A 23002-nucleotide genomic window follows, 5' to 3' on the forward strand; every position below is an offset into this window, starting at 1 on the left:
CAGTCACGAAAAAAGTCCCGCACGCCAGGCTGCAGGACCCATACAGGCCTCATGCGTGCCCGCGGCTACTTCGCCGCGAGCACCATGATCATCTGCCGGCCTTCCATCTTCGGCATCTGCTCGACCTTCGACAGGTCCTGCAGCTCGTCCCGAACCTTGACCAGCACGTTCATGCCGATTTCCTGGTGCGCCAGCTCGCGCCCGCGGAAGCGCATGGTCACCTTGACCTTGTCGCCCTCCTCGAGAAAGCGCCGCGCGCTGCGCATCTTCACGTTATAGTCATTGTCGTCGATGTTCGGCCGGAGCTTGATCTCCTTGACATCGATGACCTTTTGACGCTTTCGCGCCTCGTTCTTCTTCTTCTGCGCTTCGAATTTGAACTTGCCGTAATCGAGAATCTTGCAGACCGGCGGCACGGCGTTCGGCGAGATCTCGACCAGGTCGAGCCCGGCCTGTTCGGCAGCCCACAGCGCCTCGCGCAGCGGCACGACCCCGATCATCTCGCCATCCGCACCGACCAGCCGGACCTGTGCCGTATCGATCTCGCGGTTCACCCTCGGCCCGTCGCGGGTCGGCAGGGCATTTGCAGGTAGTCTAGCTATGGATAGCCTCCGTTAATTGCTGCGACCCCGTCTGCACCTCCCCCTTCGCGGATGTCAACGGTGATCGCGCCTCTTCCACAAGTTTATGAAGCGCCTCGCCAAGGGCAAGGACTTCCTGCGCCTCGCCGCCCAGCCGGCGCAGGGCGACGCTGCGACTCTCGGCCTCGCGCTTCCCGACCACGAGCATGAGCGGCACCTTGGTCAGGCTGTGCTCGCGCACCTTGTAGTTGATCTTCTCGTTGCGCAGGTCGATCTCGGCCCGGATCCCGGCCTGCCGCAGGGCGGCGTACACCTCCTGCGCGTAGCCGTCGGCCTCGCTGGTGATGGTCGTGACCACCGCCTGCACCGGCGCCAGCCACAGCGGCAGCTTGCCGGCATAGTTCTCGATCAGGATGGCGATGAAGCGCTCCAGCGACCCGAGGATCGCCCGGTGCAGCATCACCGGCCGGTGCTTGGCCCCGTCCTCGCCGACATAGGTGGCGTCCAGCCGCTCCGGCAGCACGGAGTCGAACTGCAGCGTGCCGCACTGCCAGGTCCGGCCGATCGCGTCGGTCAGGTGGAACTCGATCTTCGGGCCGTAGAAGGCGCCTTCGCCCGGCAGCTCCTCGAACTCCAGCGCGGCCGCGATCAGCGCGTCGCGCAGCGCCTGCTCGGCGATGTCCCACTGCTGGTCCGACCCGGCGCGCACGTCGGGGCGCAGCGCCAGCTTCACCGCCACGTCCGGGAAGCCGAGATCGCGATAGACCTCGTATTGCAGGGCGATGTAGCGCGCCGCCTCCGACACCGACTGCTCCTCGGTGCAGAAGATATGGGCGTCGTCCTGGGTGAAGGCGCGCACCCGCATCAGCCCGTGCAGCGCGCCAGACGGCTCGTTGCGGTGGCAGCTGCCGAACTCCGCCATGCGGATCGGCAGGTCGCGGTAGCTGACGATGCCCTGGTTGAAGATCTGCACATGGCAGGGACAGTTCATCGGCTTGATGCCGGCCAGGCGCTCGGGCGAGCCGTCCTCCTTCTGGCCGATCGCTACCTTGAACATGTTGTCGCCATACATGTCCCAGTGGCCGGACGCCTTGAACAGGCTGGAATCGACCAGCTGCGGCGTCTTCACCTCGACATAGTCGGCGCGGGCCAGCTTCTCGCGGATGTAGTTCTCCAGCGTCCGGTACAGGGTCCAGCCCTTCGGATGCCAGAACACGCTGCCGGCCGCCTCCTCCTGCAGATGGAACAGGTCCATCTCGCGGCCCAGCTTGCGGTGGTCGCGGCGCTCCGCCTCCGCCAGCTGGTGCAGATAGGCGTCCAGCTCCTTCTGGTCGCGCCAGGCGGTGCCGTAGATCCGCTGCAGCATGGCGTTGCGGTGGTCGCCGCGCCAGTAGGCACCGGCCACCTTCATCAGCTTGAAGCCCTGCCCCACCCCGCCGGTCGTCGGCATGTGCGGGCCGCGGCACAAATCCAGCCAGTCGCCCTGGCGGTAGACCGAGATGGTCTCGCTCTCCGGCAGGTCCTGGATGATCTCGGCCTTGTACTTCTCGCCCTTGGCCTTGAAGAACTCGATCGCCTCGGTCCGGTCCCACTCCTCGCGGGTGAAGGCGGCGTTGCGAGCGATGATCTGGCGCATCTTCGCCTCGATCTTCTCCAGATCGTCGGGCGTGAACGGCTCGTCGCGGGCGAAGTCGTAGTAGAAGCCGTTCTCGATCGCCGGGCCGATCGTGACCTGGGTGCCGGGATACAGCTCCTGCACCGCCTCGGCCATGACATGCGCGGCGTCGTGCCGGATCAGCTCCAGCGCCTCGGGCGAGCTGCGGGTGACGATGCCGACCTTGGCATCGCGGTCGACCACGGTCGACAGGTCCTTGAGCTTGCCGTCGACGGTCATGGCGATCGCCGCCTTGGCCAGGCTCTTGGAGATGTCGCCGGCGATGTCGGCGCCCGTCATCGGGCGGTCGAAGCGGCGGACCGCGCCGTCGGGCAGGGTGATGGCGATGCCGCCAGGGCTCGACACCTCGGCCATGTTTCTATCCACGTTCAGTCGTCCGGAGAGGGCGAGGCACTGTAAGGGGCAGGGATAGCCTGTCAAGCGGCCCGGGCAACGGCGCTCTCATGCCGCCTGCGACGGCGGCGACGCCTGGCGCATCACCCGCGGCGGCTTGATCGGCCGCTTCGGCGTCAGGCGCCAGCGCTTGTGCAGCCACAGCCACTGCTCGGGCCGGGCGCGGATCCAGGCCTCGACCACGCGGTTCAGCCGGATCACCCCCTCCTCCACATCGGCCTTGCGGTCGCCGGTGCGGGGGATGTCGAGCGGCGGGTCGATCACCGCGCGATAGCGGGCGCCGCGGGTGCGCTCGACCCGCATCGGCAGCAGCGCGCAGTTGAAGTGGTAGGCCATCTCGACCGCGGCCGGCGAGGTCAGCGCGTCCTGGCCGATGAACGGCACCTTCAAGCCGCCGGTATAGCGCTGGTCGACCATCACGCCCAGCACGCCGCCATTGCGCAGCAGGCCGAGGGCGCGGCGGGCGTCGTTGCCGGCCATCCGCTTTTCCAGGAGGCCGGTGCCCAGCGACAGGCGCACGCCGCGGACCAGGCGGTCGACCAGACGGTTGTTCAGCGGCCGCACGAAGATGGTCAGCGGCGCGCCATGGCGGGTGGCGACGATCGGGCCGGCCTCCCAGTTGCCGAAATGGGCCAGCGCCATGATCACCGGCCGGCCGTCGGCCCGCGCCGCCTCGTAGTTCTCGATCCCGTCGACGGTGATCCGGTCGGCCCGGCGCGTCTCCCGCCGGGCGAGCGACCGCAGATGCGGATACTCGCCGAGCACCCGGCCGAGATTGTCCCACATCCCGGTGAGGATCCTGCGCCGTTCCTTCGCCGTCAGCTCCGGCATCACCAACTGCAGGTTGCGATCGCCGTGCCGGGTGGCGCCGATGCGCATGCCGATGGTGCGCGCCACCCAGGACCCGATGTCCGAGGCGATGTCGATCGGCACGCAGCGCAGCACGCCGTAGGCGGTGTAGGCCAGCGCCGCCTGCAGCGGATGCACGACATAGCTCCGCACCAGGCGCGGCCATGCCTTCCGCAGTTGTTTCAGTCTGTCGCGCAGTCCGCTCATCAGCAGGAAATCGGGGAATCGGGAATTGCTCTACGCGGAAATTGGGAATGTTGCCGGACAAAGGCAAGTTCAAGGCAGACCCGAGGATCAGCCATGCGCGGGAGGCCGGCCCGCCGGGCGCGGCGGCAGGTCGCTTGAGCCGGACCGGACCTGCATGCTAACTCGGCTGACAAGCAACGGAAATACGCTCCCGATGGTCAACGTCATCTGCGCCAAATGGGGCCCGAAATACGGCCCCGAATACGTCAACCGGCTGAAGGCGATGGTCAGCCGCAACCTGGCGCGGCCGCACCGCTTTGTCTGCTTCACCGACGACCCGACCGGCCTCGACCCCGATGTCGAGCATTTCCCGATGCCGGTGCTGCCGGTGCCGGAGCCGCACTGCAACCTGCCCTGGCGCAAGGTGACGCTGTTCGGCCAGCCGCTCGGCGACCTCGAGGGGCCGACGCTGTTCCTCGACCTCGACATCGTCATCGTCGACAGCCTGGACCCGTTCTTCGACCATCCCGGCCGGTTCTGCGTGATCCACAACTGGACCCACCCGGACCGCCGCGTCGGCAACACCTCGGTGTACCGCTTCGACATCGGGGCGCATCAAGACGTGCTGGACAACCTGGTCGCCAACCACCGCCAGATCTTCGCCCGGTACCGCAACTCGCAGACCTATGTCTCCGACCATATCGGCGAGATCACCTGGTGGCCCGAGGCCTGGTGCGTGAGCTTCAAGAAGCACTGCATGCCCGGCGGTCCCCTCGGCCTGTTCAACTGGTTCATGACCCCGCGCCGGCCGGAGGGATCCCGCATCGTGGTGTTCCACGGCGATCCGAAGCCCGAATACGCGATCAGCGGACACTGGCCCGGGCGCTGGTCGAAGCATGTGCGGCCCACCCCCTGGGTCGCCGAGCATTGGGGCTGAGAGACCATTTGGAACCGGGCCGGCGCGGCCGTCTGATCGCGGCTTCTCCGCTTCCGGTGCTCACGGACATCATGTCCGCTGCGCGCCGGTTCTCGAAGCCACCACCAGCCGACTCACGCCACCCCGTTTCCAAACGGTCTCTCGGACCGCTCCGGTGCGCGCGGCGATGACCGACCCGATCTCCGCGATCCGCTGCTGGATCGTCAGCGAAAGCAAGGCCGGCACCATCGCCCAGTGCCGCGGCGTGGCCGAGAAGCTGGGCGTCTCGGCCGAGACGCGCCTGGTGCAGCGGCCGGACCCGGCCAGGCGCGGCCTGGCGCGGCGCCTGAACCGCCGCTGGACCCATATCCGCAATGTCCATCTGAACCGGATCCGGCCGCCCTGGCCGGAGCTCGCGATCTCCTGCGGCCGGCAGGCGGAGCCGGCGGTGATGGCCGCGACGCGCCGCTCCGGCGGGTCGATCTTCACGGTGCATCTTCAGGTCCCGACCGTCGGCTTCCACCGGTTCGACCTGTGCTTCGTCGGCCGGCACGACTGGCGGCCGGAGTTCGACGGCCGCGACGATGTCCTGCCGATGGTGGGCGCGCCGCATCGCGTCGACACGGCGACGGTGGCCAGCCATCGCGCCGCGGCGGAGCAGCGCTTCGGCACTCTGCCCGGCCGCCGCGCGGCGGTGATGATCGGCGGGCCGAATCCCGGTTACGGCTATTCGTCGGAGCGCATCGACGCGATCATCGCCCAGCTCCGCGGGCTGCAGGCGGAGGGGTGGAGCCTGCTGGTCACGACCTCGCGCCGCTCCGACCCCGCCGTGCTGCCGCGGCTGCAGCAGGCGCTGGCCGGCGACCGCGGCTTCGTCTGGGACCGGACCGGGGAGAGCCCCTATTTCCAGTACCTGGCGATCGCCGATGCCGTGCTGGTGACGGTGGATTCGATCACCATGACCTGCGAGGCGGCCTCGACCGGTCTGCCGGTGTTCTCGATCCCCCTGGACGAGAAACCAGGCCCCTATCTCGACAAGTTCCATCGCTTCCATCGGGACATGCAGGAGACGCTCGCCGTCACCCGGCCCTTCGCCGGCACGATCGAGCCCTATGCCTACACGCCGCTGGACGAGGCCGGCCGCATCGCCGGGATCATTCGCGACCGACTGGCCGCCCGGACGCGGCGTCCCTGATCAGCCCCTCCAGCGGGCCACACGGCGGCGCCAGCGCCGGCGCGCATGATCCAGCTGCTCGCGCAGCATGCCGCGCGGCGTCACCGCCGCCGGCAGGGTGAAGGGCTCGGCGATCGCCACCGGCACCCGGTCGTGCGGCAGGTCGAGCAGCCGGGCGAAGGGCTCGCCGGTTGCGATCTCCTCCGCCGTCCACTGGCACCAGGCCAGGCGTTCGAACACCGGTTCGCGCTCCGGATAGGCCGGCCGGTCGACATCGGTGCCGCGCCGGCACAGCTCGTGGCAGATCAGGGTCGGGCCGCAATAGAAGGCCGGCACGCCGGCGATCAGCCCCTTGATCGCGGCGGTGCTGGTCCAGGTCACGGTGCACCAGGCGCCGCGCAGCTGGTCCGCCAGCGGCACCGTCGTCTTGCGCGTCCGCCGCAGCACCGGGCGCCGGGTCGGCAGCGTCAGGCTGTAGTCCCAGCCTTCCGGCATGCGCCGGAAATCCTGCTCCGCCCCCTTCAGCTTCTGGCCGATGACCAGGACATGGTCGCCCCCGCGATTCCAGTCCTGCATCGGCACGTCCCAGCCGCGCCATCGCTCCGGGCCGCCGGCGGGGAACCGCCCCTCGCCGTTCCAGCCGTCCAGCGCCACCTGGAAGAAGCGCCACGGGCCGATCGGCGACAGCCAGCCATTCTCCATCACGATCGCCCGGCCGCCGGCCGCCTTGATCGTGCGCAGCGCCGCCAGGCGGTCGGTGCCCAGGAAGGGCGACCAGCAGATCAGCACGTCGTCCGGCCCGGCGTCGCGGTCGGGCATGCCGATCGTGACCGGGCCGAGCCGCCGCGCGCCGGCCGCCACCTCCTCATAGGGCTTGACGTTGATCTGCCTGGGAGACGGCGGATCGCCAAGGACGATGAAGATGCGCATACGGCCGCCCCCCGGTTCAGGACATGCCGAGCCGCCGGCGGACCGGATGGCCCCCGGGCAGGCGGAGGGCGAGGTCGCGGACCCTGCCGAGCAGCGTGAAGTGCGGACGGACCGCCTCGGGCTCCGGCAGCGTCACCGGAGTGCCGTCATGCGGCAGGTCCAGCAGCCTCGCCAGCGGTTCGCCCGTTGCGATCTCGGCGGCGCTCCACTGGCACCACGCCAGGCGCTCGAACACCGGCTGGCGGTCGGGGTAGATCGGCGCCTCGACATCCAGGCCGGGCTTGGACAGCTCCGGGCACAGCGTGTTCGGGCCGCAATGGAAGGCCGGGATGCCGGCGACGAGCCCCTTGATCGCTGCCGTGCTGGTCCAGGTCACGGTGCACCAGGCGCCGCGCAGATCGTCCTCCAGCGGGCGCGCCGCCCCCGGCATGCGGCGCAGCACCGGCCGCCGGGTCGGCAGCCGCAGGCTCTGCGCCCATCCCGGCGGCATGCGCCGGGCATCGCCGATCGACTGCGCCTTCTGCCCCAACACCAGGACATGCTCACCCTGCCGCTGCCAGTCCTGCAGCGGCACACCCCAGGACGCCCAGCGCGACGGCCCGCCCTCGGGGAAGCGGCCGGTGCCGTTCCAGCCGTCGAGTGCGAACTGGAAGTGGCGGACGCCGCCCGGCGGCGACAGCCAGCCATTCTCCAGGATCACCGCCCGCCCGCCGGCCGCCCGCACGTCGCGATACGCCGCCCAGCGCTTGGACAGCCGGAAGGGCGACCAGGTGACCAGGACATCTCCGGGTTCGAACCGCTCCGGACGCTCGGTCGCGGTCGGCCCGAAGCGCTCGCAGGCGGCGATGCACTCACGCCACGGCTTGCGGTCGCCCTGTGGCAGATAGACGAAGAAGCGAGGCGTCACGCCGACTTTACCGGATTGTCATCTTGGCTGTCGGTATCCGACAACTCGCCCGCCGGGGCAAGCCCGGCGGCGCTCAGGTGCCCGGTCCGGACATGGGGCGGCGGCGGAGCCCGACACCGGTGCGCTCGATCGCGGCCATGACCAGGGCCCGATGGATCTCGCTGTATTGCGGCCGGCGCGATGGGATCACATGATCCTCGGAATCACCGACATCCGACCGCGGCATGCAGACCGGCGTCCCGTCCACCGGGATCAGCCCGGCCTGGCGGGCCACGTCGGCGATGGCGGCGGCATAGCCCCGGGATTCCCTGCATTGCGGATTCAGATAGGGACCGCTGGCATAGAGGCAGGTCAGGGACTGATCGCGGCAGAAATCGCCGATGCGGCGCAGCGATGCGGCGGCGTCCCGGCGCACCGCGCCGGGCTCGTAGGTTCGCGGATAGAGCGGTCCGCCGAAGCGGGCCGGATTCTGCGGCACGTAGTCGATCCGGGCGATGGCAGGGTCGATCGGCTCCCCCGTCACCGCGGCCTGCAGCATGCCGGCCGGGATGTCCCAGGTGGCGAGCGAGGACAGCATCTCCCGCGGCGGCACGTCGGCGAGGTCGCCCAGAGTCTCCGCCGTGTACAGCGCCCCGGGCCAGGACGGCTTGCGGCGCATCATGTCCAGCGTCTGCATCACCACGACGACGCGCGGCCGGGTCTCGCGCACCGCGCGCCGCAGCATGTTCAGCGTGCCCTCGAAGCCATAGGTGCCGACCAGCGGCACCGACACCACCGAGAGGCCGAGCCGGCGGCTCCAGTCGCGGGCGTCGATGGAGTTGCCGAGCGAGCTGTCGCCGACCAGCAGGATGTCGACCTTGGGCGTGTCGTCGATCTTCTCGATCTGGTAGCGCAGCAGCTCGGATTCCCGCCATTCCGAGAGGCCGTGCCGCATGCCCCACAGCGACAGCGCGCAGATCGCGGCCACCAGCGCCACGGCGGCCGCGGCGCCGGTCAGCAGGTAGCGTCGGGCGTCAGAAGCGGAAATAGATGAATTCGGAGACATCGTTCAGCTTGAGGATGCAGGCGGCGAGCAGAAGTCCGATGGCGACCGCGGCGAGGGGATGCGGCCGCCAGGCCGCGCCCAGGCGGCCAAACGCCGGCGGCTCGATCCCGTCGGCATAGCCGCGGGTCGGCAGGCCGACGCCGTAGCGCCGGAACAGCGTCTGGACATTGGGCAGGCTGAGGCACGCCAGCAGCCCGGCAGCCCCGGCGCCCAGCGACAGCCAGACATTCCAGGCAATGCCCGGATGCAGCGCGCCGAGGATCAGCTCCAGCGTCGCCGACGGTGCATAGTCCAGCGCCGGCATGTGCAGCTCCCCGGCGAGGCCGAACAGGCCGGCATAGACCCGGCCGGCGGTGGCGATGTCGGCGGCGCGGAACGGCACCCAGGCCAGGATCACCGTCGCCATGGTGAGGAGCCAGGCCAGGGCGGCCGGCAACGGCAGGTGGAACCGGCTGGACCGCCAGGCCTGGCAGGCCACGATCAGCACCCCGTGCAGCGCCCCCCACAGGATGAAGGTGAAGCCGGCTCCGTGCCAGATGCCGCCCAGCAGCATGGTGGTGAAGACGTTGAGATAGCGCCGCGCCGGTCCGTGCCGGTTGCCGCCGAGCGGGATGTAGAGATAGTCGCGCAGGAAGCGCGACAGGGTGATGTGCCAGCGCCGCCAGAACTCGACGATCGACAGCGACCGGTAGGGCGAGGCGAAGTTGATCGGCATCTGGATGCCGAACATCCGGCCGAGGCCGATCGCCATGTCGGAATAGGCCGAGAAGTCGAAATAGATCTGCAGCGCATAGGCCACCGCCGCCGCCCAGGCGTCGAACAGCCCGGGCTGCGCCCCCTGCGCCGCGGCGTTGAACACCGGCGAGGCGACCAGCGCGAAGCTGTCGGCGACCAGCACCTTCTTGGCCAGGCCGATGGTGAAGATCGACAGGCCGAGGGCGAGATCGCCGATCCGGGCCGTCCTGGCCCCGCTGGCGAATTGCGGGATCAGCTCGCGGTGATGGACGATCGGCCCGGCGATCAGATGCGGGAAGAAGACGACGAACAGCGCGTAGCGCGGCAGCGGCCAGGGCTCCCCCTCCCCGCGGGCCACGTCGACCAGATAGGCGATCTGCTGGAAGGTGTAGAAGGAGATGCCGATCGGCAGGGCGATATGGATCGCCATCGCCGGCCAGCCCAGCGTGTCCGCCGCCGTCTGGGTGACGAAGCCGGTGTATTTGAACACGAACAGGAACAGCAGGTTGCCGGCCACCGCCAGCCGCATCCAGCGCCGGCCGAGCGGCGTCAGGCGGTGGCGATGGATCACCCCGGCGAGATGGTGGTTGAGCACGATCGCCGCGACCAGCAGCAGCAGCTCGAACCGCGCCGAGGCCCCGTAGAACACCAGCGAGGCGGCCAGCAGGGCGGCGATGGCCCAGGAAACCCCGGCAAACCGACGCGCCACCGTCCACAGCGCATAGGTCAGCGGCAGGAAGAGAAGAATGAAGATGTATGAATTGAACAACATGGACGGCAGGAAACCTCGAAGGGCCTGGCTCATCCAATGCTCGGCGAGACGGGCGGCCTGATAACGCGCAGCTGGAATGATTGATCCGCCGGGACCGGCGGATTCGCAAGCCCCTATCCGATCAGGCGCTGTGCCAGCCTGGCCAGCGGCTTGCGGCCGGCCACGGCGGCCCGCACCCGCCCGGCCATGGTCCAGGCCGACGGCACCGGATCCGGGTCCAGCAGCAGCTCGGGCCGGCCGTCATGCGGCAGCGACAGCAGCCGCGCGAAAGGCTCGCCGGACCGGATCTCCTCCTCGGTCCATTGCATCCAGGCATAGCGCTGGAACACCGGCTCGCGGTCCGGATAGATCGGGTTGTCGACGTCGAGGCCGCGCCGCATCAGCTCGCCGCAATTGATGTGCGGCCCGCAATAGAAGGCCGGAACCCCGCGGATCAGCGACTTGATCGCGACCGTGCTTGTCCAGGTCAGGGTCGCGAAGGCTTCGTCGAGCTGGCGCTCCAGCGGCGCCTCGGTGAAGCGCGTCCGCCGTACCACCCTGCGGCCGGTCTGCGGCGCGACGCTCTGCGCCCAGCCCGGCGGCATGGCGCGGGGATCGAGATTGATCCCCTTCGGCCGCTGCTCCACCACCAGGATGGTCTCGCCGCTGCGGCGCCAGTCGCGCAGCGGCACGTTCCACGACTCCCATCGGCTGTCGTCGCCGGCCGGGAAGTCGCCGGTGCCATTCCAGCCATGCAGCGCCAGCTGGAAGTATTTCCGCCCCTGGATCGGCGACAGCCAGCCATTCTCGCCGATGATGGCCCGCCCGCCCACCGCTCGGATCTGGCGGTAGATGTCGCTGCGGAAGGTGCCGCGAAACGGCGCCCACAGGATGGCGACATCGTCCGGCTCGAACCGGGTCGGCGTGCTCATATGGACGGTGCCGAGGCGTGCCGCGCCCTCGGCGAGCGCCGCCCCGGGCTTGCCGATCGAGACACCCCAGAAGACGAAGATCCTAGCCATCTCTAACCATTCGTGCCGTCGCCGCGGGCCTCGGCATAGATGGCGTGACTCTGATCGAGGTTCAGCGCGTAGGTCGCCTCGAGCGCCGAGGTCGCGCGGGAGAAGACGACTCCCTCCTTCAGCGCCCCCTTCGCCGACCAGATGAAACTGTCATCGCCGAACGCGACATCGACGACCCCGGCCGGCATGTGCTGCCACCGGATCCGCCGCTTCAGCCGACGGCGGATGACGTAGAGATAGTAGATCACCGGCTGGTCGACATGGTCGGTGGGCCGCATGTGCAGCGCCCGCCAGATGGCGTTCGCCAGCTTCTCACAGAAGCCAAGCGCCGCCTTGGAATGGCTGACGCCGACAGCGCCGGCCATCACCCGTCGCCAGACCCTGCGCTCGCCGAGCCGGAAGTGCAGTGTCACATCGGCGCGCTCGATCATCCTGAACACCTCGTCCAGCGGCCGGCGGACGATGCCGTCGATGTCGACACAGAGGATCGGGGCCTTGCAGGCCAGCAGCAGGTGATGCAGGACCAGGAACCGTGCTGCCGAGAAATAGACCGGCCCGGGCAGGGAAAGCCGGCGATACGACTCATCCTCCCAGGTGAAGGACAATCTCACATGATCCAGGGACCGGCGCATGCGGTCGATGTGATCGAGCGTCTCCTGGCAGGGCCCGTACAGATGGATGTGGATGTGGAGCGGTTCGGCCAGCTTCTCGGCGGACAGCAGGAAGCTCGAGGCGAATTTCCTGTAGTAGCCGTCGTCACAACCGCAGAACAGAACTCCCGGAGTTCCCATGTCCGGCGTATTGCCACGGATGCTCAGGCGATAATTCTTGACGGCGGATTTCGCGCGGGTGTCAGCCAAATTCTCCAGAAGAACAGAGCAGGACAACCGTCTCAAGAACCATCGGGACAATCTCTTGAGTGAATGACCGCTCATGACGTCTTGCCCGGACCCCAATTTCTTTGACGCAGCTCGGCGATCGTCTGTCACCTCCTGCTGCTGGTGCACCACTCACCGGCAGGCTAGCGGCATGAGAAATACCACACTGTGCCCGGTATCACATCCGCTTTGCGGCTCCCGGCCTTTCAGGGGCCGGACCACCCAGATGTGGCGGAACAGCAGGGCAATATCATGGCACAGCCGCGGCTCCGCAGGGCATGATCGCGGCAGCCTGCGGATCCGGGATCAGCCGGATTCGTGCCAGTACGCCTCCCGCCGCTCCAGCACCAGATCGGCCACCCGGCTGCGGCCTTCCTCCTTCCGTCCGCCCTTGAGGTGATCCATGAATCTCCCGAGACGGGAGTTGATCAGGACATGCGGCACCTTGAGGCCGAGCCCGCCGGCGATGTCGTAGGATCGATGGCCCCGGCGCTCCGTCTGCTTGCGGACGATGTCGAACAGGTAGGAATCGTGGAACTCGTATTCGCGGAACATCTCGTCGCGGGTGTAGAGCCGCTCGAACTCCGCCAGCATTCCCCGCGTCGCCGGATGCTTCAGATTGTAGGCGACGAAGCCGCACTCCGAATGAATCCGGCGGCGCAGATAGCCGACGAAACAGTCGGCCGGGACGAACCCCTCGATCTCCTCCCAGCCGACATCGGCGAAGAAGCGGGTATCGGCGTCGATCCAGATCAGAACGTCGGCATCTGTCGTCGCCGCGGCGTGGAAGATGGCGAAGCTCTTATGCGCGAATCGCACCGCGTTCCAGCGATAGCCTTCGCCCCAGCGCTTCTCGCCGAGCTTGAAGCGCATCTTCGCCAGGTCGTAGCTCAGCCGGAAGCGCGGACGCCGCGTCAGCCCATGGGCCAGCGGATTGTCGGCGTGGCGGCGCTTGAACGCCGCCAGCTCGGGCGAGCTGTCGATCAGATCGCGGGCGACGATCCGGCCCTCGGGAAGCCGGGGCTCGAAGCCTTCGCAATACAGCAGAAGCGGCACCTCCGCCGGCCAATGTCGATCGAAGCTCTCGACCATGCGCCGCCCATAGGCTTCATATCCTGCGGCGCTGCAGGTCGTGACCACGGCGAACCGACGCGCGGGTCCGGCTGGACGAAAATCCATGCTTTTGTTCTGAACCTCTCCCCGACCGAGGTGGAGCATAGCGGGTTCATGGGGCGTCAGCGATTCCAATCTTCCGGCCGGTTTCTTCCGGCATCAAGTCGAGACGGGTGACAATTCAGTATAGCCGCCGTCATCGCAGCCGGCGGCCCGCGCCGCATCGCCAAGAACGTCGTCCTACCGCCGTGGCAGCGCCCCGTCACGCGACGGCCGCGGCGTTTCCAGCACCGCCGCATAGTCCGCCCGCTCCAGCCCCATCACGGCACCACCGCGGCCGACATTGCGCAGGATCCGGCCATCCGCCTCGAAGGCCTGGCGCAGCACGCCGAACTCCCGCGCATAGATCTCGTCCTCGGGGCGGGCATATTGATTCGTTTCGGTCTGCCCGGCCGCGTAGAAATAGGTGGTGTCCTGGGAATAATCGAGATCGACGCCGAGGATATAGGCCTCGGCGAACCCCATGTAGAAGGCGATCTGGGCGGCGAACAGGATCACCGTCGAATCATTGCCCAATCCCTGCCAGGGATGGTGCCGGAAGCCCTGCTTGCGCAGCCCGCCGCGGTAGCTGGGGAACGTCACCACCCGTTCAGCGGGCGGGCGGAACTCCGGCTTCGCGGCGATGGTGTCGCGCACCAGATAGGCCCCGACCGGCAGGGTCGAAACATCGGCCTTGATCCGGTCCCAGCCGCGTAGGTCGCTGAGCACATAATAGGGGATCGGCGCCGGCAGCCCGTGCTCGAGCGCCTTGTAGCCCTTCTTGACCACGAAGAACTGCTCGCCGGCCAGCTTCGACAGGTCGAAATCGAGCAGCGACGGCGCGTTGCCGAGCAGGAAGCAGCGCTCGCCGCGATGGCGGTCCTTCAGCGCCATGATCCGGCGCGTGCGGCCCGGCGCGGCCAAAGCCCCGGCCAGGGCATAGCTCTTGGCAAGCAGCGGCAGCATCCCGGATCCCCTAGCCCGCCGGCGTGCCCAGCAGTTCCCGGTACACCACCAGGGTCGAGCCGGTCATCGCCTCCTTGGTGTAATGCGCCGCGACCGTGGCGATCGCGCGCTCCGCCATCCATTCCCGCGCCTCGGGCGTCAGCGACAGCGCCCGGTCGATGGCGGCGGCCAGCGCGTCGGCATCGCCCGGCGGCACCAGCCAGCCGGTCTCGCCCTCGGCCACCACCTCGGGCGGGGCGCCGATATTGGTCGCGATCACCGGCCGCCCCAGCGCCATCGCCTCCACCACCACCCGACCGAAGCCCTCGGGGTCGGTCGAGGCATGCACCACCACGTCGGACAGCATGTAGGCGGCCGGCATGTCGTCGCAGTGATCGACCAGATGCACCACCCCCGCCAGCCCCTTGGCCGCGATCCGGTCGATCAGCTCCTGCCGGTAGCCGCTGCGGCCCTGGTCGCTGCCGACGATCAGGCAGCACAGATCCTGCCGGCCGAGCCGGGCCAGGGCGTCGATCACCACGGTCTGGCCCTTCCAGCGGGTCAGGCGCCCGGGCATCAGCACCACCGGCCGGTCGTCCGGAACGCGCCAGGCACGGGCCAGCGCGATCATCCGCTCGGCCGAGACCGCCTCGATCGCGAATTGCCGCAGGTCGACGCCGCGCGGGATCGTGCGGACCCGCGCCGGGTCGGCGCCGCAGCCGTCGATGATGTAGCGGGCGACGTAGTCGGAGATGGCGATCACCCGGTCACCGCGCCCCATGATCGAGTTGTACAGCCGCTTGGCCGTGCTGCGCTGGTTGTAGGGCGCGTGCACGGTGGTGACGAACGGAATGCCGGCGCGCCGGCAGGCGGCATGCGCGCTCCAGGCCGGGGCGCGGCTGCGGGCATGCACAAGGTCGATGCCGCGGTCGCGGATCAGGGCCTCGAGCCGGCGCGCATTGCGCCAGATGGTGACCGGGTTCTTGCCGGCGAGCGGCAGGGTGACGTGCTCCGCCCCTGTCCGCGCCAGGTCGCGCAGCATGGCGCCACCGGCCGAGGCGACCAGCGCCTTGCCTCCGGCCGCCTCGATCGCCGCGGCGACATCGACGCAGCCGCGCTCCGCCCCGCCGGTGCCGAGGGCCGGCAGCACCTGCAGGATGGTGCGTCCGCGCAGGTCGACCAGGTCGATCGGCAGCGCGTCGGTCTCGGGCGGAAGATAATGCGTGGTCACGAGCAGCGAGTGTACCGGACGGATCGGGGCGCGCACCCTACATCAGCGGCCGGGTGCGCGCCATCGCCCGGATGGTCAGGCAGGATTGCCCCAGCGCAGCGACATGCAGGACAGCCCGGCATCGAGCTTGCCGGTCTCCGCGACCTGCAGCGGCACCACGCGGTAGCCGAGCCGGTCGAGCGCCTCGGCGGTGCGGGGGAAGGCGGCGCCGACCAGGACGACGTCGTTGACCCGCAGTGCGTTGGCCGCGGCCTCCTCCCCCTCCGGCACGCGCACCACGCGCATGCCGGGGAAGAAGCCGGCCAGGGCCTCCGTCGCCAGCACCGATTCGCTGTCGAGCAGCGAGCAGGCGGTCTTGAAATGCAGCACGCCGGGCGGCGGCGTCACGATCTCCGCCTTGCGGCCCAGCTCGGCCAGCAGCGCCGCCAGCGCCCCGGCGCCGCGGGCATCGGTGCGGGCGGACAGGCCGATCATCACGGCGCGCGGCGTCACCAGCACGTCGCCGCCCTCGGCGAAGCCGGCCTCCATCGCCAGCACCCGCTCGAACCGGGCGACCAGGGCGGGGGCGAGCTCCGCCGCCTCACCCAGCCGCGACGGCGCCCCGGGGCGCAGCAGGATGGCGCCTTCGGGGAAGGGTCAGCGCCGGGTCCTCGAGGAAGACGGAATCGGGGAAAGCCTCGAGCGGCGGCAGCACCTCGACCGCCACGCCCGCCTGCTCCAGCGCCGCGACATAGGCAGCATGCTCGGCCCGGAACCGGGTCATGTCCGGGGCACCCCGGTCGACGGCCCGCAACCCGTCCACCGCGGACCCGGCGGGCTGGCGCGCCAAGGCACGATCGAACCGGAACACCTCGGCCATTCTCGTCTCCGCTTCCCTGCTTTTGCGGCGCCGAGTCTATCGCGCGGCCCGGCCGCCGGCCATGCCGGAAGCGACGCACGCAGCCGCACACAACTCCGCTTGCCGACCCCGACCCTCATCGCTATTGTCGCGCCTCCAGCGGAGGGGTGGCCGAGTGGTTGAAGGCGCTCGCCTGGAAAGCGGGTATACGGTGTTGAGCCGTATCGAGGGTTCGAATCCCTTCCCCTCCGCCATTTGACGGCATCGGTCGTTGATTTTTTCCGGCAGATCCGCAGGTCGCATCTGCCGACGCGCATGGCAAGGCGCACAGCCTCTGGGACCGGTTCCGAAGCGGCGCTGATCTTCTCGCGAAATACGGCCTGAACGTTCTGAAGCGATCCCGGACAGGCGAGATCGCGCGGCCTCGGTCAGCCCGTATGCCGATCAGACGGGCGTAAACGGTCCGTCGGGCGGGACGGTTCGGGAGCCAACAGCGATGATCGATGGTGCCGCAACCCGGCGCCTGGTCGCGCCCGGAATGCGGGGGAAAGGCCACGCGAGGATGGCATAGGGCAAAGGCATCCGCCGATGGCTTCGCATCGCCTCGCCGCAGCATGGCAGAAGAGACGGCCAGGAGGCCGCGACAGCCTCCTGGCCAGAGGATGCTACAGCACGAAGTCGCTCGCGGAGAGCGCGTGAACGCCGGAGAGGCGGATCTGCATGTCGGCCGCGCCGTCCCCGTTGACGTCGACGAAGATGCCGGTCTGGAAGCCGGCGGTGACGGCCCGGACCTGGCCCGCGACGTGGCTGAAAGCCTCCGAGCCGATGAAGGTTCCGCCGCTGACGATCGCCGACAGGTCGATGTGATCACCCGTCGCGAAATCGGTGATCAGATCGGCCTTGGCATAGCCGACGCCGCTGTCGGCCGCCGCGGAGAAGACGAAATTGTCGGCCCCGGCGCCGCCGGTCAGCGTGTCGGCCCCGGCGCCGCCGTTCAGCGTGTCGGCCCCGGCGCCGCCGAACAGCTGGTCCTTGCCGGCCCCGCCGCTCAGGGTGTCGTCGCCGGTCCAGCCCGACAGCAGGTTGTCGGCGCCGTCGCCGATCATCGTGTCGTTGAAGGCGCTGCCGGCGAAGTACTCGATGCCGGAATAGGTGTCGCCGGCCGCGTCGCCGGTGTTCGCCGAGACGTCGGTCAGGTTGACCGTCACGCCGGCGAGCGCATCGTCATAATAGGCGGTGTCGGCGCCGCCGGCACCGCCGGTCAGCGTGTCGGCCCCGGCGCCGCCGACCAGGCGGTCATTGCCGTCGCCGCCGTCGATGGTGTCGTCCCCGGCCTCGCCGAACAATGCATCGGCCCCGGCGCCGCCGGCGATGGTGTCGTTGCCGCCTTCGCCGGAGATCAGGTTGGCACCGGTGCTGCCGGTCAGGTCATCGCCGAACGCGCTGCCGCGGATCCATTCGAAGCCGGTGATGGTGTCGCCGGCCGCGTCACCGCCGCTGACGGCGTTGGTCTCGATATTGACCGTCACCCCGCTGCCGGAGGTGAAGTAGTCGACCATATCCGTGCCCGCGCCGCCGTCCAGATTGTCGGCACCGGCTCCACCGCGGAGCGTGTCATGACCTGCTCCGCCGAGAAGGATGTCGTTGCCGCCCTGGCCGTCCAGCGTGTCGTCGCCGCCCTGGCCGTTCAGGGTGTTGGCCGCGGCGCTGCCGCTGAGGGTGTCGTTGCCGGTGTCGGAGCCGAGCAGGTTGACGATGCCGACCAGCCAGTCGCCCTGGGCGTCGCCGCCGAAGCCCTGCGAAGCGCCGGTGAGCTGGATGTTGATGCCCAGGATCGGCAGGGTCAGGCTGAGGATCACCGACAGGTCGACGGTGACGCCGTCGACGGAGGTCGTATAGTCCGCCGCATCGATGCCGGAGAGGGTGATGACGCCGGCCGCGTTCAGCAGGCCGCCGATGATCACATCCGCGCCCGCGCCGCCGCTGATCACATCGTCGCCGGACCAGCCGATGGCAATGTCATCACCGCCCAAGGCGTTGACCGTATCGTTACCGAGGGCTTGGACTGGACCGATAATAAGATTCGGCAGGATTTCGGCGCCATTGGTGCCTGTAAAAGTGGCCATGGACAGCTCCTGTCAAAACGATCAATCACCATATGACGCCAGCACAGTTGTACATCTAACTATGCAGTTCAACAAAAAAAGAAGAAATTGGAGTGCAATCACAAATAAAGAAAAATAAATGTGGCATTATAGATAATTTATCAACACATTTGCAAAATTCAGCCATTCTTGCCGTTCGCGCATCTTGGGCAGCGACTGCCATCTGCCGGCAGCGCATCCTCGAATCATAAAAAAGTATTCAAAGCCCCTGCCCTCATCCACAGATGGAACCCTCCCCGCCGATAATCGTTTAGGCTCAAAGCCTTTGGATTTCGACGCTATGGCGATCCCCGATTACGATGATCCCTCCGCCTGGAAGGTGGAGATTTGCGATTACCAGGGCATTGCTTCCTGTGGTCGCTATCGTGCCCTTGTCCGGTTCCGCGGCGGCGGTCCCCTGCGCCTGGTCTGGGCGGAGGCGCCTGACGCGGAGCCGGGCAGCGCAAGGCTGCAGGCCGTGGTTCGGGAGGCTTGCTATCGGGCGCTCGGGGCGGGCAGCTCGCGGGAAACAGCCTCCCAAGCACATCGCGGCTGACGCCCGACCCATGAAAGGGCGGAACAGATCGACTCCGATGACCAGACCGGTCTTCGTGGCGATCGATGCGCTTACGCCCGTTTCAGCCCCGAGGCACCAGGGAGCCGACCGGCTCCGAAGTCTTCAAGCGAAGGCCGGACGCGCAGCCTCGCCGAAGCCGCCGGACAGCGCCGGGACCATAGTCCCCTCCCTCATCGACGCCTGGGCGAACAGCAGATCGGGGCGGGCCATTGCCCAGGCCTTGTCCTTGGCCAGCGCCGCCGGCCGATTGTCGGTGCGGCACAGCATCAGGCCGCCGGAGGGGTGCTGCCACAGGTCGAAGCCGAGCAGGTCGGGAAACTCGCGCAGCGCCGCCTGCAGCATCGCCGCCGTGCCCTCCGCCGCCAGCAGCCGCCGCGACAGGGCGTTGCGGTAGAGCTTCAGGCCATCCCGTTCCCGGACTTCCCGCGTGACCGCCATTTCCGGATCTCCTCCGTCCTGGACCGCGCTGTCCCCGCGGCCGGCAGGAGAGAACATAGAGCGAACAAGAAGAGGAGTCCAGCAAAAGGAACATTTCAGGAACTGCTCTGCTCGCTCAGATCACCTGCGCCCATGCCACGATCCGCAAGGAGGAAAAAAGGATTCTTATCCTTACGAAAAAGTAAATTACCCAGATTCCGCCAAGAGATCGATCGTCGGACTCCAACAATCGGAGCATAGCCATGATGAAACATGTCATATTTGTTTCGATCATGGCCGCCGTTCTTTGGACTCCGGTGACATCTTGGGCATCTGGCGGATCCATGCCGGGCAATACTTCGCTCGGTGGGGCGAACGCCCATCAGCCGGGACACCAGAGCTTGCTGATCCTCGCCGGCAACGGGGCAATGGCGGGAATGGCGGCAATGGCGGGAACGGGGGCAATGGCGGGAACGGAAACAACAGCAGCGGCGGCAGCGGCAGTGGCAATGGCGGGGACGGCGGGTCGGGCGGTGACGGCGGGATGGCGGCAACGGCGGCTGAAGACCCGGGCTTTGTCCGTTCCGTTCAAGACAGACAGGCGGCGAAGGCGCAGGCTGATGCGATCGCGCCCCACATCGGATCAACCCCATGCCGCAGCCGCTCCCCTCCCGCACCCTCAGCGTCTGGATCGACCGCGCCCCCGACGCCGTCTATAGCTTCCTGTCTGTCCCCGAGAACTTCATGCAATGGGCCAGCGGCCTCGCCGATTCGCTGAAGCGGGACGGCGACGGCTGGATCGCCGACACGCCGGACGGGACGATGCGGGTGCGCTTCACGCCGCCCAACCCGTTCCGCATCGCCGACCACTGGGTGATCCCGCCGAGCGGGCCGGAGATCTCTCTGCCGATCCGGGTGCTGGCCAATGGCGGCGGCAGCGAGGTGACGTTCCACCTGTTCCGCCTGCCGGAGATGGACGATACCCGTTTCGCCCGTGATATCGAATGGGTCGAGCGCGACCTGGCAACGCTGAAGCAGGTGCTGGAGGGGCTTCCCGGCGCATAGACGAACGTCGAATACGTCCCGCCGCGGCCCCACTGATAAAGTTGCAATCGAGCACGTCTCACTATTAGGGACGCCTGTCCCGATAGAAGCGGCGTGCCGACCATAATGATCAGGGGAGGATGCGCCGATGACCGCTGCGTCAGGTGCCGAACTTCGAACACCGTTGCGAACGCTTAGCAAAGGCGAAGAGCGCAAGGTCATCTTCGCGTCGTCGCTGGGGACGGTGTTCGAGTGGTATGACTTCTATCTTTACGGCGCGCTTGCCGCGTCGATCGCCAAGAACTTCTTCTCCGGCGTCAACCCGACCGCGGCCTTCATCTTCACCCTGCTGGCCTTCGCCGCCGGCTTCTTCGTCCGGCCCTTCGGCGCGCTGGTGTTCGGCCGCCTGGGCGACCTGGTCGGCCGCAAATACACCTTCCTGGTCACCATCGTGATCATGGGCGTGTCGACCTCGGCGGTCGGCTTCCTGCCGGGCTACGAGTCGATCGGCATCGCAGCACCTGTGATCCTGATCCTGCTGCGATTGCTGCAGGGCCTGGCGCTGGGCGGCGAATATGGCGGCGCTGCGACCTATGTCGCCGAGCATGCGCCGCATGGCAAGCGCGGCTTCTACACCGCCTGGATCCAGACCACCGCGACGCTGGGCCTGTTCCTGTCGCTGATCGTGATCCTGGCCTGCCGCATGTCGATGGACACGCCGACCTTCGACGCCTGGGGCTGGCGCATCCCGTTCCTGGTCTCGATCGTCCTGCTGATCGTCTCGATCTGGATCCGGCTGCAGCTGAACGAATCGCCGCTGTTCCAGCAGATGAAGGCCGAAGGCAAGGGCTCGAAGGCGCCGCTGACCGAATCCTTCGCCCATCGCGGCAACCTGAAGCTCGTGATCCTGGCTCTCTTCGGCCTGACCGCGGGCCAGGCCGTGGTCTGGTATGCCGGCCAGTTCTACTCGCTGCTGTTCCTGACCAATACGCTGAAGGTCGACGCCCAGACCGCCAACCTGCTGGTGGCCGGGGCGCTGCTGGTGGCCACGCCGTTCTTCCTGGTGTTCGGCGCGCTGTCCGACCGGATCGGGCGCAAGCCGATCATCATGGCCGGCTGTCTGCTGGCGATCCTGACCTACTTCCCGCTGTTCCAGGCGCTGACCCACTATGCCAACCCGGCGCTGGAGGCAGCGCAGGCGTCGTCGCCGGTGACGGTGATCGCCGACCCGGCCGAATGCAGCGTGCAGTTCAACCCGGTCGGCACGTCGAAGTTCACCACCTCCTGCGACATCGCCAAGGGCGCGTTGGTCAAGGCGGGCGTGCCGTACAGCAACCAGGCGGGGCCGGCAGGGTCGAAGGCCGAGATCGACGTCGGCAGCACCCGCATCACCGCCTATGACGCGACCGCGGCGGATGCGGCGACCGCGGCCCCCGTCTTCACCAAGAGCCTGGGCGACGCGCTGAAGACCGCCGGCTATCCGGCCGCGGCCGATCCGGCGCAGATCAACCACTTCATGGTCTGGCTGATCCTGTTCGTGCTGGTGCTGTACGTGACCATGGTCTACGGCCCGATCGCCGCGATGCTGGTGGAGCTGTTCCCGACCCGGATCCGCTACACCTCGATGTCGCTGCCCTACCACATCGGCAATGGCTGGTTCGGCGGCTTCCTGCCGGCGACCGCCTTCGCCATCGTCGCCGGCACCGGCAACATCTACAGCGGCCTGTGGTACCCGATCATCATCGCCGGCATCACGCTGGTGATCGGCACGCTGTTCCTGAAGGACACCCGGCACATCGACATCCAGAAGAACCACTGACGCCGGAGCTTGTATCCACCGCAGGGCCGCGCCCAGAATGGGCGCGGCCTTTGCTTTGGCGGAAGATGACAGACGCCACCCTTGTCCTGATCGCCGATGACCACCCGCTGGTGCGGCGCGCTTTGGCCGAGACGCTGGCCGAGGTGATGTCGCCCGCCCCCGACGTGATCCAGGCCGGCAGCTTCCCCGAGGTGCTGGACCTGCTCGGCGACCGCACGGTCGACCTGATGCTGCTCGACCTGTCGATGCCGGGAATGAACGGCTTCGCCGGCCTGGCCGCGCTGCGCGCCGCCTTCCCCGCCGTGCCGGTGATCATGGTCTCGGCCAATGAGGACCCGGCGGCGATGCGCCAGGCGATGGAGTTCGGCGCCTCCGGCTACCTGCCGAAATCGACGCCGCTGGCGGAGATCGGCGACGCCATCGAGAGCGTTCTGGGCGGCGGCGTCTGGTTTCCCGAGGCGGCGACCGGCCCGGCCGCCGACGCGCCGGAGCGCAGCGAGCTGAGCCGCCGCGTGGCCGAGCTGACGCCGCAGCAGCTGCGCGTCCTGGTTCTGCTGACCGAAGGCAAGCTGAGCAAGCAGATCGCCTTCGAGATGTCGATCACCGAGGCCACGGTGAAGGCCCATCTGTCCCAGATCTTCCGCAAGCTCGGCGTGCAGAACCGCACCCAGGCGGTGATCGCGGCGCGGCAGAGCGGACTGCTCGACCCCGCCGGCCACTAGGCGGCGGGCGCTTGCCGGGAGGCGGCGAGGCGCTGCACCAGCAGCGCCCGCAGCGCCGCCGGCTTCAAGGG

General features: G+C 68.3%; 21 protein-coding genes and 1 tRNA gene. 6 read left to right on the top strand and 16 right to left on the bottom strand.

The annotated features are described in order from the left end of the window. Window positions 1-65: 65 nt before the first annotated feature. From infC to P409_RS01335, 3 genes are all read right to left on the bottom strand, one after another. Window positions 66-602, bottom strand: a complete 537-nt coding sequence (gene infC / locus P409_RS01325; protein WP_179221722.1) for a translation initiation factor IF-3 — start codon at window positions 600-602, stop codon at window positions 66-68. Then, on the bottom strand, window positions 595-2610 hold the full coding sequence (gene thrS, locus P409_RS01330) for a threonine--tRNA ligase (protein WP_081991100.1): 2016 nt from the start codon (window positions 2608-2610) through the stop codon (window positions 595-597). Before thrS ends, infC begins: the two co-directional genes overlap by 8 nt. An 87-nt stretch (window positions 2611-2697) precedes the next feature. Beyond that, window positions 2698-3636, bottom strand: coding sequence for a lysophospholipid acyltransferase family protein (locus P409_RS01335; protein WP_161790318.1), 939 nt, complete (start codon window positions 3634-3636; stop codon window positions 2698-2700). 262 nt (window positions 3637-3898) lie between these two features. Between P409_RS01335 and P409_RS01340 the strand changes: the two genes are divergently transcribed. Both P409_RS01340 and P409_RS01345 read left to right on the top strand, forming a co-directional pair. Then, complete coding sequence (locus tag P409_RS01340) at window positions 3899-4621, top strand: glycosyltransferase (protein ID WP_202964515.1); 723 nt, start codon at window positions 3899-3901, stop codon at window positions 4619-4621. A gap of 154 nt (window positions 4622-4775) precedes the next feature. Next, window positions 4776-5795 (top strand): mitochondrial fission ELM1 family protein, encoded by a 1020-nt coding sequence (locus P409_RS01345; RefSeq protein WP_052119888.1) that lies wholly within the window; start codon window positions 4776-4778, stop codon window positions 5793-5795. Here P409_RS01345 and P409_RS01350 read toward each other — a convergent pair whose 3' ends face one another. From P409_RS01350 to P409_RS40215, 11 genes are all read right to left on the bottom strand, one after another. Next, window positions 5796-6704 carry a hypothetical protein gene (locus P409_RS01350; protein ID WP_034831028.1) on the bottom strand — a complete coding sequence of 303 codons (909 nt, stop codon included), beginning with the start codon at window positions 6702-6704 and terminating at the stop codon, window positions 5796-5798. Window positions 6705-6720: 16 nt separating this feature from the next. Next, complete coding sequence (locus P409_RS01355) at window positions 6721-7611, bottom strand: hypothetical protein (RefSeq protein WP_034831030.1); 891 nt, start codon at window positions 7609-7611, stop codon at window positions 6721-6723. Window positions 7612-7684: 73 nt separating this feature from the next. Continuing rightward, window positions 7685-8656, bottom strand: a complete 972-nt coding sequence (locus P409_RS01360; protein ID WP_152613186.1) for a hypothetical protein — start codon at window positions 8654-8656, stop codon at window positions 7685-7687. Next, window positions 8625-10196 carry an MBOAT family O-acyltransferase gene (locus tag P409_RS01365; RefSeq protein ID WP_202964516.1) on the bottom strand — a complete coding sequence of 524 codons (1572 nt, stop codon included), beginning with the start codon at window positions 10194-10196 and terminating at the stop codon, window positions 8625-8627. The genes P409_RS01360 and P409_RS01365 overlap by 32 nt, the downstream gene beginning before the upstream one ends. A gap of 80 nt (window positions 10197-10276) precedes the next feature. Beyond that, window positions 10277-11164 carry a hypothetical protein gene (locus P409_RS01370; protein WP_034831035.1) on the bottom strand — a complete coding sequence of 296 codons (888 nt, stop codon included), beginning with the start codon at window positions 11162-11164 and terminating at the stop codon, window positions 10277-10279. A gap of 2 nt (window positions 11165-11166) precedes the next feature. Further along, window positions 11167-12099 carry a hypothetical protein gene (locus P409_RS01375; RefSeq protein ID WP_152613187.1) on the bottom strand — a complete coding sequence of 311 codons (933 nt, stop codon included), beginning with the start codon at window positions 12097-12099 and terminating at the stop codon, window positions 11167-11169. 249 nt (window positions 12100-12348) lie between these two features. Further along, window positions 12349-13134: a hypothetical protein gene (locus tag P409_RS01380; RefSeq protein ID WP_034831039.1), complete on the bottom strand. Its 786-nt coding sequence runs from the start codon at window positions 13132-13134 to the stop codon at window positions 12349-12351. Between the two features lie 261 nt (window positions 13135-13395). Beyond that, window positions 13396-14160: a hypothetical protein gene (locus P409_RS01385; RefSeq protein WP_034831042.1), complete on the bottom strand. Its 765-nt coding sequence runs from the start codon at window positions 14158-14160 to the stop codon at window positions 13396-13398. 10 nt (window positions 14161-14170) lie between these two features. Continuing rightward, window positions 14171-15370, bottom strand: a complete 1200-nt coding sequence (locus tag P409_RS01390; RefSeq protein ID WP_238578569.1) for a glycosyltransferase family 4 protein — start codon at window positions 15368-15370, stop codon at window positions 14171-14173. A gap of 75 nt (window positions 15371-15445) precedes the next feature. Beyond that, window positions 15446-15898, bottom strand: coding sequence for an arginine deiminase family protein (locus P409_RS40210; RefSeq protein WP_238578570.1), 453 nt, complete (start codon window positions 15896-15898; stop codon window positions 15446-15448). Between the two features lie 52 nt (window positions 15899-15950). Further along, window positions 15951-16229: a hypothetical protein gene (locus tag P409_RS40215; RefSeq protein WP_202964518.1), complete on the bottom strand. Its 279-nt coding sequence runs from the start codon at window positions 16227-16229 to the stop codon at window positions 15951-15953. Between the two features lie 140 nt (window positions 16230-16369). On the opposite strand from P409_RS40215, the gene P409_RS01400 reads away from it, so the two are divergent. Then, window positions 16370-16462, top strand: a tRNA-Ser gene (locus P409_RS01400). 411 nt (window positions 16463-16873) lie between these two features. On the opposite strand, the gene P409_RS41140 is transcribed toward P409_RS01400, so the two are convergent. Together P409_RS41140 and P409_RS01410 are read right to left on the bottom strand one after the other, a co-directional pair. After that, entirely contained in the window at window positions 16874-18334 is a 1461-nt protein-coding gene (locus P409_RS41140; protein WP_081991105.1) for a calcium-binding protein, read from the bottom strand. Between the two features lie 697 nt (window positions 18335-19031). After that, a complete protein-coding gene (locus tag P409_RS01410) occupies window positions 19032-19367 on the bottom strand; it encodes a hypothetical protein (RefSeq protein WP_034831044.1) in 336 nt (111 codons plus the stop codon). A 630-nt stretch (window positions 19368-19997) separates the two neighbouring features. Here P409_RS01410 and P409_RS01415 point away from each other — a divergent pair. From P409_RS01415 to P409_RS01425, 3 genes are all read left to right on the top strand, one after another. After that, complete coding sequence (locus P409_RS01415; protein ID WP_034831046.1) at window positions 19998-20411, top strand: SRPBCC family protein; 414 nt, start codon at window positions 19998-20000, stop codon at window positions 20409-20411. Window positions 20412-20574: 163 nt separating this feature from the next. Continuing rightward, window positions 20575-22209, top strand: coding sequence for an MFS transporter (locus P409_RS01420; protein WP_034831048.1), 1635 nt, complete (start codon window positions 20575-20577; stop codon window positions 22207-22209). A gap of 65 nt (window positions 22210-22274) precedes the next feature. Next, entirely contained in the window at window positions 22275-22931 is a 657-nt protein-coding gene (locus P409_RS01425) for a response regulator (RefSeq protein ID WP_034831050.1), read from the top strand. Window positions 22932-23002 lie beyond the last annotated feature (71 nt).

Origin of the sequence: Inquilinus limosus MP06, assembly GCF_000767795.1 — a bacterium.
Classification (GTDB): Bacteria; Pseudomonadota; Alphaproteobacteria; order DSM-16000; family Inquilinaceae; genus Inquilinus; species Inquilinus limosus_E.

Coding starts and splice junctions, on each gene's coding strand:
- thrS (WP_081991100.1), bottom strand. CDS start 2,610: ATGGCCGAGGTGTCGAGCCCTGGCGGCATCGCCATCACCCTGCCCGAC.
- P409_RS01340 (WP_202964515.1), top strand. CDS start 3,899: ATGGTCAACGTCATCTGCGCCAAATGGGGCCCGAAATACGGCCCCGAA.
- P409_RS01350 (WP_034831028.1), bottom strand. CDS start 6,704: ATGCGCATCTTCATCGTCCTTGGCGATCCGCCGTCTCCCAGGCAGATC.
- P409_RS01360 (WP_152613186.1), bottom strand. CDS start 8,656: ATGTCTCCGAATTCATCTATTTCCGCTTCTGACGCCCGACGCTACCTG.
- P409_RS01365 (WP_202964516.1), bottom strand. CDS start 10,196: ATGAGCCAGGCCCTTCGAGGTTTCCTGCCGTCCATGTTGTTCAATTCA.
- P409_RS01370 (WP_034831035.1), bottom strand. CDS start 11,164: ATGGCTAGGATCTTCGTCTTCTGGGGTGTCTCGATCGGCAAGCCCGGG.
- P409_RS01375 (WP_152613187.1), bottom strand. CDS start 12,099: ATGAGCGGTCATTCACTCAAGAGATTGTCCCGATGGTTCTTGAGACGG.
- P409_RS01380 (WP_034831039.1), bottom strand. CDS start 13,134: ATGGTCGAGAGCTTCGATCGACATTGGCCGGCGGAGGTGCCGCTTCTG.
- P409_RS01385 (WP_034831042.1), bottom strand. CDS start 14,160: ATGCTGCCGCTGCTTGCCAAGAGCTATGCCCTGGCCGGGGCTTTGGCC.
- P409_RS40210 (WP_238578570.1), bottom strand. CDS start 15,898: ATGGAGGCCGGCTTCGCCGAGGGCGGCGACGTGCTGGTGACGCCGCGC.
- P409_RS40215 (WP_202964518.1), bottom strand. CDS start 16,229: ATGGCCGAGGTGTTCCGGTTCGATCGTGCCTTGGCGCGCCAGCCCGCC.
- P409_RS41140 (WP_081991105.1), bottom strand. CDS start 18,334: ATGGCCACTTTTACAGGCACCAATGGCGCCGAAATCCTGCCGAATCTT.
- P409_RS01410 (WP_034831044.1), bottom strand. CDS start 19,367: ATGGCGGTCACGCGGGAAGTCCGGGAACGGGATGGCCTGAAGCTCTAC.
- P409_RS01415 (WP_034831046.1), top strand. CDS start 19,998: ATGCCGCAGCCGCTCCCCTCCCGCACCCTCAGCGTCTGGATCGACCGC.
- P409_RS01425 (WP_034831050.1), top strand. CDS start 22,275: ATGACAGACGCCACCCTTGTCCTGATCGCCGATGACCACCCGCTGGTG.